We start from the raw sequence: 14,519 nt of genomic DNA, 5'->3' as shown, positions 1-14,519 counted from the left end.
TCCCGATTGAACGGGTCTTTGAAAGCGTAGGGCCGTTATGCCGAGCTTGAAGGACATCCGAAACCGGATCACCAGCGTCAAGTCGACGCAGAAGATCACCTCTGCCCTGAAGATGGTCGCGGCCAGCAAGCTGCGCCGCGCCCAGGAACAGGCAGAGGCTGGTCGGCCCTATGCGGTGCGCATGGGCCGCATGTTGGCATCGCTCGCCGCTAATGTGGCGGGCGGTCCGGGCGGCCCCCGTCTGATGACGGGCACGGGCAATGACCAGGTGCATCTGCTGGTGGTGATGACGGCCGACCGTGGTCTGGCCGGCGGTTTCAACAGCTCCATCGTCCGGGCCACCAAGCGGCAGATCCTGTCGCTTCAGGCTCAGGGCAAGGTGGTGAAGCTGCTGTGCGTGGGCCGCAAGGGCCGCGACCTGCTGCGTCGTGAATTCCCCTCGCTGATTACCGCTTCCTTTGAGGAAGTGGGTAAGAAGCGCCTCTCTTATGCTGACGCGGACATGATCACCGCCAAGCTGCTGGAGATGTTTGAGGCCGGTGAATTCGACATCGCCACCATCATCTACAACAAGTTCAAGTCGGCCATCACGCAGGAGGTCACCCTCCAGCAGATCATCCCGTTCGCAGCCCCCCAGGCTGCGGTCGAGGTGGCTGATGCCTCCGTCCGTCCGGTTTATGAATTTGAACCGAACGAGGAGAGCATCCTGGCTGATCTGTTGCCGCGCAATGTCGCCATCCAGATCTACTCCGCCCTGTTGGAGAGCGCAGCCTCCTTCTTCGGCGCGCAGATGACGGCGATGGACAATGCGACGCGCAATGCCGGCGAAATGATCAAGAAGTACACGCTGATCTATAACCGCACCCGCCAGGCGACCATCACCAAGGAGCTGATTGAAATCATCTCCGGTGCGGAAGCGGTTTAAGTCCTATACCAGTGTCAGTAAATTCTGACTTGTCAGAATTTACTGACTTCGGCGGCATGTGCCGCCGCCGCGCCAGTCGGCGCGGATACCACGGCCAGGATTTCCTGACCGTGGTATTAGTTCCAAGACGACTGTCAGATATTGGGTTCCGAGGGAGCTTGCCCCATGGCTAATACGAGCAACGCGGTCGGCCGCATCACCCAGGTGCTGGGCGCCGTCGTGGACGTTCAGTTCGACGCAGAACTGCCGCCCATCCTGAACGCCCTGCACACGGTGAACGAGGGCAAGACCCTGGTGCTCGAAGTGGCGCAGCATCTGGGCGAAAACACCGTCCGCGCCATCGCCATGGACACCACCGATGGTGTTGTCCGCGGTCAGAAGGTGACGGATACCGGCGCCCCCATTACCGTGCCGGTCGGTCCCGCCACGCTGGGCCGCATCCTGAACGTCATCGGTGAGCCGATTGACGAGCGTGGTCCGGTTGACCTGACCAACGTCGCTTCCATTCACCGCGATGCGCCGAGCTTCGCTGAACAGGCGACTGAGGCGGAAATCCTGGTCACGGGCATCAAGGTCATCGACCTGCTGGCCCCGTACCTGAAGGGCGGTAAGATTGGCCTGTTCGGCGGCGCCGGCGTCGGCAAGACCGTGACCATTCAGGAACTGATCAACAACATCGCCAAGGCACACGGTGGTGTTTCCGTGTTCGCCGGCGTGGGTGAGCGTACCCGTGAGGGTAACGATCTCTACCACGAAATGGTGGACTCGGGCGTTATCAAGCTGAACGAGAACGACACGCTCGGCTCCAAGGTGGCGCTGGTCTATGGCCAGATGAACGAGCCGCCCGGTGCCCGTGCCCGCGTGGCGCTGACCGGTCTGTCCGTCGCGGAATATTTCCGTGATCAGGAAGGCCAGGACGTGCTGTTCTTCGTGGACAACATTTTCCGCTTCACCCAGGCCGGCGCCGAAGTGTCCGCACTTCTGGGCCGTATCCCGTCCGCCGTGGGTTACCAGCCGACGCTGGCCACCGACATGGGCGCCCTGCAGGAGCGCATTACTTCCACGAAGAAGGGGTCGATCACCTCTGTGCAGGCCGTGTACGTGCCCGCCGACGACTTGACCGACCCGGCGCCCGCCACCTCCTTCGCCCACCTGGACGCCACCACGGTGCTGAGCCGTTCGATCGCCGAAATGGCGATCTTCCCGGCCGTGGACCCGCTGGACAGCACGTCGCGTGCGCTGGACCCGCGCATTGTCGGTGAAGAGCATTACAGCGTGGCCCGTAAGGTCCAGCAGGTGTTGCAGCAGTACAAGGCCCTGCAGGACATCATCGCCATTCTGGGCATGGATGAACTGTCGGAAGAAGATAAGCTGGTCGTGGCCCGCGCCCGCAAGATCCAGCGCTTCCTCTCCCAGCCGTTCCACGTGGCCGAAGTGTTCACCGGTACCCCCGGCGTGCTGGTGTCCATCGAAGACACGGTCAAGGGCTTCAAGGGCATCGTCAACGGCGACTATGACCACCTGCCGGAAGCGGCCTTCTACATGGTCGGCACCATCGAAGGTGCCGTCGAGAAGGCCCGCAAGATGGCTGCCGAGGCCGCCTGAGCCTCGTCATCATTATAAGGAAGCCTTCTCCGCCAATCGGGTGGGGAAGGTGACCATCTAGGGAGGGGCTCGCCCCTTCTTACGGTTTTACCCAAGGTGTGAGCCATGGCCGACAAGGTTGAATTCGAGCTGGTGTCGCCGGAAAAGCTGCTGGTGTCGCAGCCGGTGACCATGGTGGTGGTGCCGGGTGCCGAAGGCGCCCTGGGCGTGCTGCCGGGCCATGCGCCGATGATCGTCACCGTCAAGCCGGGTGTCATCGACATCTATGGTAACGACATGGTGACCGTTACCCAGCGTATCTTCGTGGCCGGTGGCTTCTGTGAAATCACCGCAGATCGCGTGACCGTGCTGGCCGAGGAAGCTACCGATCTGGAGGCCCTGCGCCGCCAGGACAAGGGTGGGCTGGAAAAGCAGATCGCCGATCTGTCTGAAGATCTGGAAGACGCCAAGAGCGACGGCGAACGCCATGCGGTGGAAGCCAAACTGGCGATCGCCCAGGCCAAGCTGGAACTCTTCGGTCAGAGCGTGCATTGATCCCGATCAATGTCGGCTTCGGCCGACAGGCGTAACAAATCTGTCACGCCACGGGTTTTTGCGATTGATTATCACGGGGGCGCTTGGCGCCCCCGTTGCTTTTTGTCGATCTCTTGCCAATCTGTTGGCCTGGATTCGTTTCGCATCAGGAAAGCTGGCCGTTACCATGGCTTATACGCACTGGACCATCGAGGGTCTCCCCTGGGACAAGTTCGACCCGTCGAAGGTCGACCCTGACAAGGTGAAGCTGGCGAAGGCCGCAGCGCTGGTCGAATATAACGGCCATATCTATGCCGACTATCTGTGCAATGTCTTCCGCGACGACCCGGAATTCTGCCAGGTCGCCCGTGATTGGGCGGTGGAAGAAGTTCAGCATGGAGAGGCACTGGGTGCCTGGGCGCAGCGCGTCGATCCCAGCTGGGATTTCCAGGCGGCGGTGACGCGCTTCCGTGAAGGTTATCAGGTGGAGACCTCGGTTGATGCCTCCCGCCGGGGCAGCCGGGCGGGCGAGCTGGTCAGCCGCTGCATCGTGGAAACTGGCACCTCCAGCTATTACACGGCCCTGGGTGACGATACCGAAGAGCCGGTGTTCAAGCAGATTTGCCGCCATATCGCGGCCGATGAGCTGCGCCATTACAAGCTGTTCTATGACCACCTGAAACGCTATCTGGAAAGCGAGAAGCTGAACCGGTTTCAGCGGCTGATGGTCAGCCTGTCCCGCATCAACGAGACAGAGGATGACGAGCTGGCCTATGCCTATTATGCGGCCAACTATTGGACGCGGCCTTACCAGCGCAGCGAGAATTACAGCGAATATACCAAGCTGGCTTACTCCTATTACAAGCCACAGCATCTGGACCGTATGGTGGCCATGGTGTTCAAGGCATCGGGCCTGAAGCCGCAGGGCTGGCTGCACAGCATCGCGTCAAAATTCGCCTATAGCCGGATGCGCAAGAAGGCCGAAGGTGGCGCCAAGCTGGCGGCCTGATCATCGGTGTTTGGGTGGGGCATGGCTGCCCCGCCCCTTGACGCTTGCGTAACGCCCGTTGACTGACCAAGTTATTGTGCAGCGCAGCAATCGGGCGAGCATCATGGTGTTGAAAAAGCTGATCGGCGGGTTCCGCCGCAAGGCGCCCCCGGCATCGCCGGTGGCGCCCCCGCCACCACCACCCGCTCCCGTGCGCCCGAATCGCCCCGAAGGGATGGCGCTGGCGCTGCAAGGCGGTGGCTCCCTGGGGGCTTTTACCTGGGGCGTGCTGGATCGGCTGCTGGAAGAGCCGGGTTTCAGCCCGGTGCGCCTATCCGGTGCCAGTGCCGGGGCGGTAAATGCGGCGGCCTTCGCCTGTGGCTGGGCTGCCGATGGGCCGGCGGGGGCGCGGGCCACATTGGATCTGGTGTGGCAGAAGGTGGGGGAATGTGGTGCCGGCTCCCTGGGCTTCTGCCCCAGTTGGCCGGCCAGCGGCGTGGTGCGGGCGGTCAATGCGGCGGCGTTGCAGATGGCCACGCGCTTTTTCTCCCCCTATGCGTTGAATCCGTTGGGCATCAATCCGTTGCGCGACATTCTGGCCGAGGTGCTGGATTTCCAGGCGCTGAAGCAGAAAACCGCACCGCGTCTCTATATTTCTGCCACCCGCGTGCGGGATGGCAGCCCGCGCGTCTTCACCAATGGCGATATCAGCCTGGAGGCGCTGCTGGCCTCCACCACCCTGCCAGCCATTCATCAGGCTGTGGAGATTGAGGGCGAGGCCTATTGGGATGGTGGCTATACGCTGAACCCACCGGTGGCGGCCTTGCTGGAAGGGCCGGCCGTGGGGCGAATCCTGGTGGTGCAGGCCATGCCCAACCGCGCTTCTCAAACGCCGAAGACGGCCGATGCCATCCGCGAGCGGCTGAACGAGATCACCTTCTCCCGCCCGCTGGAGGCGGAGATTGCCCTGGTGCGGGAAAAGCTGGCCCACCGCGACCGGCCGGAGAGCCTGCACCTGCTGGCCATCGACCCCGATTCAAAGGCGGTGGAGGAACTGGATGGTCTGCGGGTCGATCAGGAATATCTGGCGGCCCTGAAAGTGCAGGGGCGCAAGCAGGCGACCATCTGGTTACAGGGATAGAAGCTTTCCCGGATTCATGATCCCGGCCGGGTCCAGCAGTGCCTTCATCTGCTGCATCAGGGCCAGTTCCACCGGGTCTTTCAGCCGGGCCATTTCCGCCACCTTCAGATTGCCGATGCCATGTTCGGCGCTGATGCTGCCGCCCTGGCGCGTCACCTCGGCATGGATGATGGCGGTGATGGCGGGGGCATGGGCCAGGAAACTGGCTTTGTCCATCGCCTCCGGCCTTGCGATGTTGCAATGGATATTGCCATCGCCGACATGGCCGAACGGGTAGGGGCGCAGGCCGGGCATGAAGTCGGCCAGCGCCAGAATCACCCTGTCCAGGAAATCCGGGATGCGGCTGATCGGCACCGAAATATCGGTATGCACCGCGCCATCAATGGCCCGACCGATCTCCGGCAGGCCCTCGCGGATTTGCCAGAGCCGGCGGCGTTGTTCCCCGCTCTCGGCCAGCACGGCATCCTGGGCCAGCCCGCTTTCCACCGCATCGCTGAGTGTGCTTTCCACCATCTGCCGCACCAGCGGCCCCGCAATGCCGCTGGCGACTTCCAGCAGCACGTACCAGGGGTGGGGGCTGGCCAGCGGGTCATGGTCGCGGCCTAGCAGGTCACGGGCGCCATCTATCGCGAAACGCGGCATCAGTTCGAACGCTGATAACAGATCGCCCGTGCCGGCCCGCGCCTGCGCCAGCAGGGCGACGGCAGCGGCGGGGGAAGCCACGCCAATCAGGGCGGTTTCCACCTGCCGGGGCCGGGGGAACAGTTTCAGCGTCGCGGCGGTGATGATGCCCAGCGTGCCCTCTGCCCCTAAAAACAGGTGTTTCAGGTCATAGCCGGTATTGTCTTTGCGCAGACGCCGCAGCCCGTTCCAGACCTGCCCGTCAGGCAACACCACCTCCAGCCCCAAAACCAGATCGCGGGCATTGCCATAGCGCAGGGTAAGGATGCCGCCGGCATTGCTGGAAAGATTGCCCCCCAGTTGGCAGGTGCCTTCAGAGCCCAGGGAAAGCGGGAAATAACGGTCTGCCGCCTGGGCTGCCTGCTGGAGATCGGCCAGGATGCAGCCGGCTTCTGCCGTCACCGTATAATCCGCCGCGTCCAGGTCACGGATGCGGTTCAACCGGCCGAGATTAAGCAGAAAGGCCCCCTTATCCGCCGCCGCCACGGTGCCGCCGACCACACCGGTATTGCCGCCCTGGGGGATCAGCGGCACGCCCGCCGCCGATGCCAGGGCGGCGATGGCGGCCACCTGGGCCGTGTCAGCGGGGCGCAGCACGGCGGCGGGGTGGGAGGCTTGCCGACGTCGCTGCTCAACCGCAAAGGGGGCCATGTCCGCCGCGTCCGTCAGCACATGGGCGGGTCCGATCAGGTCCGCGATGCGGGCAAGCAGGTCGGCAGGGGACATGGGGGCAGTTTCCCGGTTCATCGGCTCAACCGATGCAGGCTAATGGACGGGTGCCGGGGGGTAAATACCCGCCTGGGCATGGGTGCTGCCGCCGAAAGTCCCGCCGCTGGTGGGACGATCCAGGCCATGATGCGGCCCGGTCATAAGGAGGAACCAGCATGTCCGGCAAGGCGACAGCCCTGATCATCATCGATGTGCAGAACAATATCCTGTTGGGGTCCGACCCGCGTGGGGTGGAGACGCTGGCGGCCCTGGATGCCGTGGTGCAGCGGCTGGCGGCATTGGCCGCCCGCGCCCGCGCCCAGGGCGTGCCGGTGATCCATGTGCAGCATGATGGGGAGCCGGGGCACCGGCTGGAAAAGGGCAGCGAGGGCTGGCAGATAAGGGCGGAACTGGGGCCGGCGGCGGGGGAGCCCGTTTTCAATAAATCCGCCTGCGATGCCTTTCTGGGCACCGGGCTGGCGGTGTGGCTGCGGGAGCGTGGCATCGGCCACCTGATCATCGGTGGCTGCATGACGCCCTATTGCATCGATACCAGCGTGCGCAGTGCCGTGGCCCATGGCTTCGACGTCACGCTGCTGGAAGATGGACACATGACCTGCGATATCGGCGCGCTGCGTTTCGAACAGATCATCGACCACCATAACCGGATCCTGGACTGGTTCGATGTCGGCCCGAACATGGCGCGGGTGCGCCCCAGCGCCGACATCCTGGCCTGATCAGCCACGCGGCGCGGCGGCGCGGCGCAGCCGGTCATTGATGGCCACACCCAGCCCTTTTTCCGGCACCGGCATCACGGCGATGCCGGACAGGCCGGGCCGGTCCAGCGCGCGCAGCATGGCGAACAGGTTGGCCGCCGCCTCCGCCATGTCGCCGCGCTGGGACAGGTTCAGCCGCATGGCCCCGCCGCGCAGGAACTGATCCGGCCCGAAGGCCAGCAGCGCCTCCGTCTCGCCCACGCTGTCGGCATCCAGCCGCACCGGCAGGCCGGGGGCGTAATGGCTGGTCATCATGCCGGGGGCTTTGATTCCGTCCGCTTCACCCGCCAGTTCCACCCGGCCCAGCACCGTCTCCAGCTCCTCCCGCGTTACCGAACCGGGGCGCAGCAGGCGGGCGGTGGGGCCGGTCAGGTCCAGCACCGTGGATTCCAGGCCGATTTCCGCCTTGCCGCCGGCCAGGATCAATTGCAGCCGCGCACCCCCGCCATCGGGAAATTCCTCTGCCACATGCAGCGGCGTGGTGGGGGAGACATGGCCGGACCGGTTGGCGGACGGGGCCGCCACCGGCAGGCCCGATGCCGCCAGCAGGGCGCGGGCCACGGGATGGGCGGGGCTGCGCACGGCCACACTGTCCATCCCGGCACTGACCAGCAGCGACAGCGGCGCATCGGTCCGGCGCGGCAGCACCAGGGTCAAGGGGCCGGGCCAGTAAAGTTCCATCAACTGGCGGGCGCGGTCATCCAGATGCACCAGCGGTTCGGCCGCCGCCTCATCCAGCACATGCACGATCAGCGGGTTGAAGCTGGGGCGGCCCTTGGCGGCGAAGATGGCGGCCACGGCCGCATCATCCCCGGCATTGCCGCCCAGCCCATAGACGGTTTCGGTGGGGAAGGCCACCAGCCCACCCGCCGCCAGAATCGCCGCCCCCCTGGCATAGGCAGGCGTGCCCGGCGTTATCACCGCCGGCCGGTCGGGATGCGGCGGGATGCTGGGGGCAGTGTGGTGGTGGCTGGGATCGTCGCAGCAATGATCGTGGGGCACAGGCGAGACTACCGGGCGTGGCGTAACGGAGTTCCGATAGCATAGACCCCGGCGGCCCTGGCGACACCGGCTTTCCCTGCAAACCCCGCCCCAGCCGGGGGCAGCACTGGCGGGGCGATCCGCTATCCGCTATAGCATGACAAAACATACTTCCGTGGGGGGAGAAAACGCATGAGCAATACGGCTGCCATGGCCGGTTCCGCCGTGGGTTCATCGGCAGAACATCTGACGCTGATGCTGCTTTACCAGCTGGTGGTGATCCTGGCCTTCAGCCGCCTGGTTTCCTGGATCAGCACGCGGTTCCTGGGGCAGACGGCGGTGGCGGGCGAAATCCTGGCCGGGCTGTTGCTGGGGCCATCGCTGATCGGTGCCTTGTTCCCCGATCTCTCCCACGCGCTGTTTGTGCCGGAAACCCGGCCCATCTTTGTCGGGTTGGCGCAATTGGGCCTGATCCTGCTGATGTTTCAGATCGGCATGGAATTTCAGATGACACCAGGGCGGGGGCGTGACGGGCGGGCCGTGGCGCTGATCAGCCTGACAGGGATCATCATCCCCTTTGCCCTGGGCTATGCCACCGCCCCCTTCTTCTGGCGCGAACTGGGCATGGACCCGGATCAGGGCCTGCTGGCCTTCCGCCTGTTCTTCGCCATTGCCATGTCGATCACGGCCATCCCCATCCTGGGCCGGATTTTCATGGAGTTGGGCCTGTCCCACACGCGCACGGCCTCGCTGGTCATCGGCTCGGCAGCGATTGATGATATTTGCGGCTGGATGCTGCTGGGGCTGGTGGCCGCTATCGTCGCCGCCAATTTCGATATGGTGATGTTCCTGGCCCGGATTGCCGGGGTGGCCCTGTTCGTGGCGGTGATGCTGGCCCTGGTGCGCCCCTTCCTGTCCCGCTGGGTGGCCGGGAGGATGGCGAAGGAGGGCGGCACGCTGGACACAACCACCATCGCCGGGCTGCTGCTGGTGCTGCTGGGGGCCGCCATCATCACCAGCAATCTGGGCATCTTCGCCATTATCGGCGGCTTCATTGTCGGCCATTGCCTGCAAAATGACCGGGCCTTTGTGGCGCAATGGAAAATGCGCGTCGGCGGGCTGGTGCAGGTGCTGCTGCTGCCCTTGTTCTTCGCCTATACGGGGTTGCGCACCGATGTCGGCTCCCTGTCTGCCTCTGGCTGGGGCCTGTGTGCGCTGGTCTGTCTGGTGGCCTTTGCCGGCAAGTTCGGCGGGGCCTATCTGGCCTGCCGCGCATTGGGGGAAAGCCACCGGCAGGCGGCCACCATTGGTGTTGCCATGAATACCCGGGCCCTGATGGAACTGATCGTGCTGAATATTGGTTATGATATGGGCGTGCTGCCCAAACCGATGTTCAGCATGTTGGTGGTGATGGCCATTGTCAGCACCTTCATGGCCACCCCCTTGATCCGCTGGCTGATGGCATCAGAACGGGTCAGCCCGGAACTGACCCGCGCCCGGCTGGCGGGGCTCTCGGCGGAGTGAGGCCGACCCCAGCGCCCCAAATGTCCCCCTGACAATTCGCGCCATGCTTGAAGGGGGCGTGTCGGTTCGCTACCGTGCATCCGGGTGCCGGAAGAAGTTCCCGAGCAAGGCCACGCCACCGGCCATGGATCAGGGAACCGCCGGCCGTATCGGACATATGGGGGCACATGGACGCGTCAGCGCTGGGGACGTTTCTCCAATACCTGATTAATGGCATCACCTTGGGTGCCATTTATGGGTTGATCGCCATCGGCTATACGATGGTTTACGGCATCATCCGCATGATCAATTTCGCCCATGGCGAAATCTATATGATCGGCGCCTTCGTCGCGGTGACGACCTTCTCCCTGCTGTCGGCGCTGGGGATTGTTGCCGTGCCGCTGGCCCTGTTGCTGGTGCTGCTGGTCTCGATCTTCTTCACCGCCGCCTATGGCTGGACGGTGGAACGCGTAGCCTATCGCCCGCTGCGCGGCGCGCCCAAGCTGGCGCCGCTGATTTCCGCCATCGGCATGTCGATCTTTCTGCAGAACTATGTGATGCAGACGCAAGGCTCGCGGCCCAAGCCGCTGGCCCCGGTGATGAATGGTGGCATCAACCTGTGGCAGGGGGACGGGTTTACGCTGTCCGTCTCCTATATCCAGCTGTTCATCATCGTGCTGACCTTTGCGCTGATGTATGGCTTCACCCAGTTGATCAGCCGCACCGCCCTGGGCCGCGCCCAGCGGGCGTGTGAGCAGGACCGCACCATGGCGGGGTTGCTGGGCATCAATGTGGATCGCACCATCAGCCTGACCTTCGTGATGGGGGCAGCCCTGGCCGCCGTGGCCGGTGTGCTGGTCACCATGTATTACGGGGTGATCGATTTCTATATCGGCTTCCTGGCGGGGATGAAGGCCTTCACCGCCGCTGTGCTGGGGGGCATCGGCTCCCTGCCGGGTGCCATGCTGGGCGGGTTGCTGATCGGCCTGATCGAGGCGTTTTTCACCGGCTATATTTCCGGTGCCTATAAGGATGTGGCCAGTTTCACGGTGCTGATCGCCGTGCTGGTCTTCCGCCCCACCGGCCTGCTGGGCCGCCCCGACATCGAGAAGGTGTGAGATGGCGACCCCAATCGAGACAAAGTTGAAGGACAGCGTTGCTGCCGCCGGGCTGGCGCTGGTGCTGTCCATCCCCTTTATCGGCCTGCACACCATTTCCACCGACCAGGGGCTGGTGGTGGAAAGCCGCTGGTCCTGGGTGGCCTGGGCGGTCGGGCTGGTGTTTATCGGTCGGCTGCTGCTGGGCTTTGCACGCGATGCGCTGGCCGCGCGCGCCGCCAGCCGGCCGAAGAAGCAGGCAAAACCCGTGGTGGCGGGGGCGCCGACGCTGGCGGCCCGGCTGACGCGGGCCTTCATGGTGGCCGCCTTGCTGTTCGCCGTGACGCTGCCCTTCATGCCTTACAGCGACCGCTATATCATCGACCTGGGCACCACGGTGCTGATCTATATCCTGCTGGCGCTGGGGCTGAATGTCACCGTGGGGCTGGCGGGGCTGCTGGATCTGGGGTTTGTCGCTTTCTATGCCATCGGGGCCTACAGCTTCGCCCTGCTGTCGAAATTTTTTGGGTTGGATTTCTGGGTCTGCCTACCCTTGTCGGGCCTGATCGCCGCCTTGTTCGGGGCGCTGCTGTCGCTGCCCATCCTGCGGCTGCGCGGGGATTATCTGGCCATCGTCACGCTGGGTTTCGGGGAGATCACCCGCATCGTCATCCTGAACTGGCAGGGGCTGACCGGCGGCCCGAACGGTGTTTCCGGCATTCCGCGCCCTGGCCTGTTCGGCCTGTCGTTCGACCGCCGCCCGCCGGAAGGCATGGGCAGCTTCCATGAGGTGACGGGCATCAGCTTTTCCGGTGAGCACCGGTTGATGTTCCTCTATCTGATCGTGCTGGCGCTGGTCTGTCTGGCGGCCTGGGTGATCAACCGTTTGCGCGCCCTGCCGGTGGGCCGGGCGTGGGAGGCGCTGCGCGAGGATGAAATCGCCTGCCGGTCGCTGGGCATCAACCCCACGGCCAGCAAGGTGTCGGCCTATGCCATTGGCGGCATGATGGGCGGCTTTGCCGGCTGTTTCTTCGCCGCCCGTCAGGGCTTTGTCTCGCCGGAGAGCTTCGGCTTCATCGAAAGTGCCTTGATCCTGGCCATTGTGGTGCTGGGCGGCATGGGCAGCCAGGTGGGGGTGGTCATCGCCGCCTTGTTCATCGTCATGCTGCCGGAACTGGGGCGTGAATTTGCCGATTACCGCATGATCGTCTTCGGCCTTGCCATGATCACCATCATGGTCTGGCGCCCCGGTGGGCTGCTGTCCACCCGGGTGCCGACCGTGAAGCTGGATCAGAAGGGGGCCTGAGACATGAGCGAACCATTGCTGAATGTCACCGGCCTGACCATGCGGTTTGGTGGGCTGGTGGCGGTGGATGGCGTGAACCTGTCGGCCGATACCGGCCGCATCACCGCCCTGATCGGCCCCAACGGGGCCGGCAAGACCACCATTTTCAACTGCCTGACCGGGTTTTACAAACCCACCTCGGGTGAATTGTCCCTGGCGCACCCGACACGCGGCAAGGTCAGCCTGCAGACGCTGCCGGGTTATCAGGTGGCGCGCCACGGGGTGGTGCGCACCTTCCAGAATATCCGCCTGTTCCCGCGCATGACGGTGCTGGAAAACCTGCTGGTGGCCCAGCATGTCGGGCTGATGCAGAAATCGGTGCTGGGCATTGCCGGGCTGCTGGGGCTGAAGGGCTGGCGCACCGCGCAGAGGGACGCGATTGAACGCGCGCGGTTTTGGATCAACCGGCTGGATTTGGGCGCTGTCGCCAATGAGGAGGCGGGCAACCTTTCCTATGGGATGCAGCGGCGGGTGGAAATCGCCCGCGCCATGAACACCGATCCGCTGCTGCTCTGCCTGGATGAACCAGCCGCCGGTCTGAACCCACGCGAAACGGCGGCACTGGGGGAGCTGCTTCAGGGTATCCGCGCCGAATTCGGCATCGGCATCCTGTTGATCGAACATGACATGACGCTGGTGATGGGCATTTCCGACCATATCCATGTCGTCGAATATGGCCGCAAGATTGCCGAGGGCACGCCCGAACAGATTCGCACCGATGAGCGCGTGATCAAGGCGTATCTGGGTGAACCGGACGAGGAAGAATTGCCGCCCGTGGTGGCGGCCGATATCGCCGACGTGGCGGGCGAAGGAGACCGGGTATGAGCCTGCTGCAACTGACGGGGGTGCGCACCAATTACGGCCCCATCGAGGCCCTGCGCGGCGTGGATGTGACGGTTGAACAGGGGGAGATTGTCACCCTGATCGGGGCCAATGGGGCCGGCAAATCTACCTTGCTGATGACCATCTGCGGCCAGCCCAAGCCGGCGGCGGGCAGCATTATCTTCGATGGCCAGTCCATCGTCGACCTGCCGCCGCATGAAACGGCCAAGCTGGGCATCGCCCAGGTGCCGGAAGGCCGCCGCATCTTCCCGCGCATGACGGTGTTTGAAAACCTGCAGCTGGGTGCCACGCTGGGCGACCCGGCCCATTTTGATGCCGACATCGCCTATTGCTTCGACCTGTTCCCGATCCTGAAGACCCGGCGGGACCAGCGGGCCGGCACGCTGTCGGGCGGGGAACAGCAGATGCTGGCCATTTCCCGCGCCTTGATGAGCCGGCCGCGCCTGTTGCTGCTGGATGAACCCTCCCTGGGGCTGGCGCCGCTGATCATCCGCCGCATCTTTGATGTGATCGCCGATCTCAACAAGACGCGGGGGATGACCATTCTGCTGGTGGAACAGAACGCCTATCACGCGCTTAAACTGGCCCACCGGGCCTATGTGCTGGCGCAGGGGCAAGTGGTGTTGCAGGGGGCGGGGCCGGAACTGTTGGCCAACCCGGAGGTGCGGGCGGCGTACCTGGAAGGCGGGGCGCATTGACAGGCCGTAGCGGGTGGGTGGCTTCAGCCCCCACCCGCAGGGCCGGCATCAGCGCCTTTGCCAGATCAAATGCATCAATGATCCGGCCGCCGCCATGGGCGGCAAGCAGTTGGTAAACCGGGCCATAGGTTTCTGCCGCGATCAGCACCGTAGCGTGCTGGAACCGGGTGGCGTCCAGCACGCCCGGCCGCAGCACCGGTCGCCCGAGCAATATTTCTCCCCGGCTGCGGCTGTCCAGGAAGCCGCTGACCCGTATGCCGGCCTGATCCAGCCACCCGGAAAGCGCCTGGCCCGGCGCGCTGGTGCCGAAAATATGCAGTGGCCCGGTGATGCTGCGCAGCCTCTCCAGCCCATCGGTTGGCGTGAGTGTCTCCACCCTTGGGCGTGCAGGGTTAAGCCCCGCCAACAGCGGGGCGACGCGTTGATAACAGGTGTCATACAGCAACTGATCCTGATCGAAGCGCTCCGCAATCATGGCCTGCACAATGGGACTGATATCGGCGTCGCGGCTGTCCCGGCGTGACCGGTTGATATGGATGGGGGCCAGCGGTGCCACCCCCTGGCTGGCAAACAGGGCGTCGATCACCGTGCCCAGAAAAGGCAGCGGAATCACCTGTGTGCCCAAATTATCCAACGCTTCAAGCGCAGCATCGGCCCGCCCCGACGGGTGATAGAAAAGGCACTGGCTGTTGCGGGGGGTGCCGTCGATGAAACG

13 protein-coding genes are annotated in these 14,519 nt (G+C 64.3%); 11 read left to right on the top strand and 2 right to left on the bottom strand.

All coding sequences use genetic code 11. The features are described from left to right. The first annotated feature begins 37 nt into the window (after positions 1 to 37). From PCJ49_RS07610 to PCJ49_RS07590, 5 genes are all read left to right on the top strand, one after another. Positions 38 to 925, top strand: a complete 888-nt coding sequence (locus PCJ49_RS07610; protein WP_269910398.1) for a F0F1 ATP synthase subunit gamma — start codon at positions 38 to 40, stop codon at positions 923 to 925. A 165-nt stretch (positions 926 to 1,090) separates the two neighbouring features. After that, positions 1,091 to 2,530: a F0F1 ATP synthase subunit beta gene (gene atpD / locus PCJ49_RS07605; RefSeq protein ID WP_089286375.1), complete on the top strand. Its 1,440-nt coding sequence runs from the start codon at positions 1,091 to 1,093 to the stop codon at positions 2,528 to 2,530. 105 nt (positions 2,531 to 2,635) lie between these two features. After that, positions 2,636 to 3,064: an ATP synthase F1 subunit epsilon gene (gene atpC, locus PCJ49_RS07600; RefSeq protein WP_089286376.1), complete on the top strand. Its 429-nt coding sequence runs from the start codon at positions 2,636 to 2,638 to the stop codon at positions 3,062 to 3,064. A gap of 166 nt (positions 3,065 to 3,230) precedes the next feature. Continuing rightward, positions 3,231 to 4,052 (top strand): ferritin-like domain-containing protein, encoded by an 822-nt coding sequence (locus PCJ49_RS07595; RefSeq protein ID WP_089286377.1) that lies wholly within the window; start codon positions 3,231 to 3,233, stop codon positions 4,050 to 4,052. Positions 4,053 to 4,155: 103 nt separating this feature from the next. After that, a complete protein-coding gene (locus tag PCJ49_RS07590; protein WP_269910397.1) occupies positions 4,156 to 5,172 on the top strand; it encodes a patatin-like phospholipase family protein in 1,017 nt (338 codons plus the stop codon). Here the strand turns inward: PCJ49_RS07590 and PCJ49_RS07585 are convergent. After that, the gene (locus tag PCJ49_RS07585) at positions 5,161 to 6,579 is read right to left on the bottom strand and encodes an FAD-binding oxidoreductase (RefSeq protein ID WP_269910396.1); all 1,419 of its coding nucleotides are present in this window, start codon (positions 6,577 to 6,579) and stop codon (positions 5,161 to 5,163) included. The genes PCJ49_RS07590 and PCJ49_RS07585 overlap by 12 nt on opposite strands. 158 nt (positions 6,580 to 6,737) lie before the next feature. On the opposite strand from PCJ49_RS07585, the gene PCJ49_RS07580 reads away from it, so the two are divergent. After that, positions 6,738 to 7,298, top strand: a complete 561-nt coding sequence (locus PCJ49_RS07580; RefSeq protein WP_269910395.1) for a cysteine hydrolase family protein — start codon at positions 6,738 to 6,740, stop codon at positions 7,296 to 7,298. Here the strand turns inward: PCJ49_RS07580 and PCJ49_RS07575 are convergent, their stop codons facing one another. Further along, positions 7,299 to 8,258 (bottom strand): L-threonylcarbamoyladenylate synthase, encoded by a 960-nt coding sequence (locus PCJ49_RS07575; protein WP_269910511.1) that lies wholly within the window; start codon positions 8,256 to 8,258, stop codon positions 7,299 to 7,301. 252 nt (positions 8,259 to 8,510) lie between these two features. On the opposite strand from PCJ49_RS07575, the gene PCJ49_RS07570 reads away from it, so the two are divergent. The 5 genes from PCJ49_RS07570 to PCJ49_RS07550 all read left to right on the top strand — a co-directional run bounded on the left by PCJ49_RS07570 (position 8,511) and on the right by PCJ49_RS07550 (position 13,804). Beyond that, positions 8,511 to 9,842 (top strand): cation:proton antiporter, encoded by a 1,332-nt coding sequence (locus PCJ49_RS07570; protein ID WP_269910394.1) that lies wholly within the window; start codon positions 8,511 to 8,513, stop codon positions 9,840 to 9,842. Between the two features lie 167 nt (positions 9,843 to 10,009). After that, positions 10,010 to 10,939: a branched-chain amino acid ABC transporter permease LivH gene (locus PCJ49_RS07565; protein ID WP_269910393.1), complete on the top strand. Its 930-nt coding sequence runs from the start codon at positions 10,010 to 10,012 to the stop codon at positions 10,937 to 10,939. A gap of 1 nt (position 10,940) precedes the next feature. Then, positions 10,941 to 12,224, top strand: a complete 1,284-nt coding sequence (livM, locus tag PCJ49_RS07560) for a high-affinity branched-chain amino acid ABC transporter permease LivM (RefSeq protein WP_269910392.1) — start codon at positions 10,941 to 10,943, stop codon at positions 12,222 to 12,224. A 3-nt stretch (positions 12,225 to 12,227) separates the two neighbouring features. Then, on the top strand, positions 12,228 to 13,088 hold the full coding sequence (livG, locus tag PCJ49_RS07555; protein WP_269910391.1) for a high-affinity branched-chain amino acid ABC transporter ATP-binding protein LivG: 861 nt from the start codon (positions 12,228 to 12,230) through the stop codon (positions 13,086 to 13,088). Further along, positions 13,085 to 13,804, top strand: a complete 720-nt coding sequence (locus PCJ49_RS07550; protein ID WP_347710425.1) for an ABC transporter ATP-binding protein — start codon at positions 13,085 to 13,087, stop codon at positions 13,802 to 13,804. The genes livG and PCJ49_RS07550 overlap by 4 nt, the downstream gene beginning before the upstream one ends. Positions 13,805 to 14,519 lie beyond the last annotated feature (715 nt).

It is taken from the genome of Niveispirillum sp. BGYR6 (assembly GCF_027568365.1).
In the GTDB taxonomy this organism is placed as follows: domain Bacteria; phylum Pseudomonadota; class Alphaproteobacteria; order Azospirillales; family Azospirillaceae; genus Niveispirillum.
This window is presented reverse-complemented; position numbering and strand designations above follow the sequence as displayed.

Bases quoted from the DNA above. Each gene is read 5' to 3' on its own strand.
- PCJ49_RS07610 (WP_269910398.1), top strand. From the start codon at position 38: ATGCCGAGCTTGAAGGACATCCGAAACCGGATCACCAGCGTCAAGTCG.
- atpD (WP_089286375.1), top strand. From the start codon at position 1,091: ATGGCTAATACGAGCAACGCGGTCGGCCGCATCACCCAGGTGCTGGGC.
- atpC (WP_089286376.1), top strand. From the start codon at position 2,636: ATGGCCGACAAGGTTGAATTCGAGCTGGTGTCGCCGGAAAAGCTGCTG.
- PCJ49_RS07595 (WP_089286377.1), top strand. From the start codon at position 3,231: ATGGCTTATACGCACTGGACCATCGAGGGTCTCCCCTGGGACAAGTTC.
- PCJ49_RS07590 (WP_269910397.1), top strand. From the start codon at position 4,156: ATGGTGTTGAAAAAGCTGATCGGCGGGTTCCGCCGCAAGGCGCCCCCG.
- PCJ49_RS07585 (WP_269910396.1), bottom strand. From the start codon at position 6,579: ATGTCCCCTGCCGACCTGCTTGCCCGCATCGCGGACCTGATCGGACCC.
- PCJ49_RS07580 (WP_269910395.1), top strand. From the start codon at position 6,738: ATGTCCGGCAAGGCGACAGCCCTGATCATCATCGATGTGCAGAACAAT.
- PCJ49_RS07570 (WP_269910394.1), top strand. From the start codon at position 8,511: ATGAGCAATACGGCTGCCATGGCCGGTTCCGCCGTGGGTTCATCGGCA.
- PCJ49_RS07565 (WP_269910393.1), top strand. From the start codon at position 10,010: ATGGACGCGTCAGCGCTGGGGACGTTTCTCCAATACCTGATTAATGGC.
- livM (WP_269910392.1), top strand. From the start codon at position 10,941: ATGGCGACCCCAATCGAGACAAAGTTGAAGGACAGCGTTGCTGCCGCC.
- livG (WP_269910391.1), top strand. From the start codon at position 12,228: ATGAGCGAACCATTGCTGAATGTCACCGGCCTGACCATGCGGTTTGGT.
- PCJ49_RS07550 (WP_347710425.1), top strand. From the start codon at position 13,085: ATGAGCCTGCTGCAACTGACGGGGGTGCGCACCAATTACGGCCCCATC.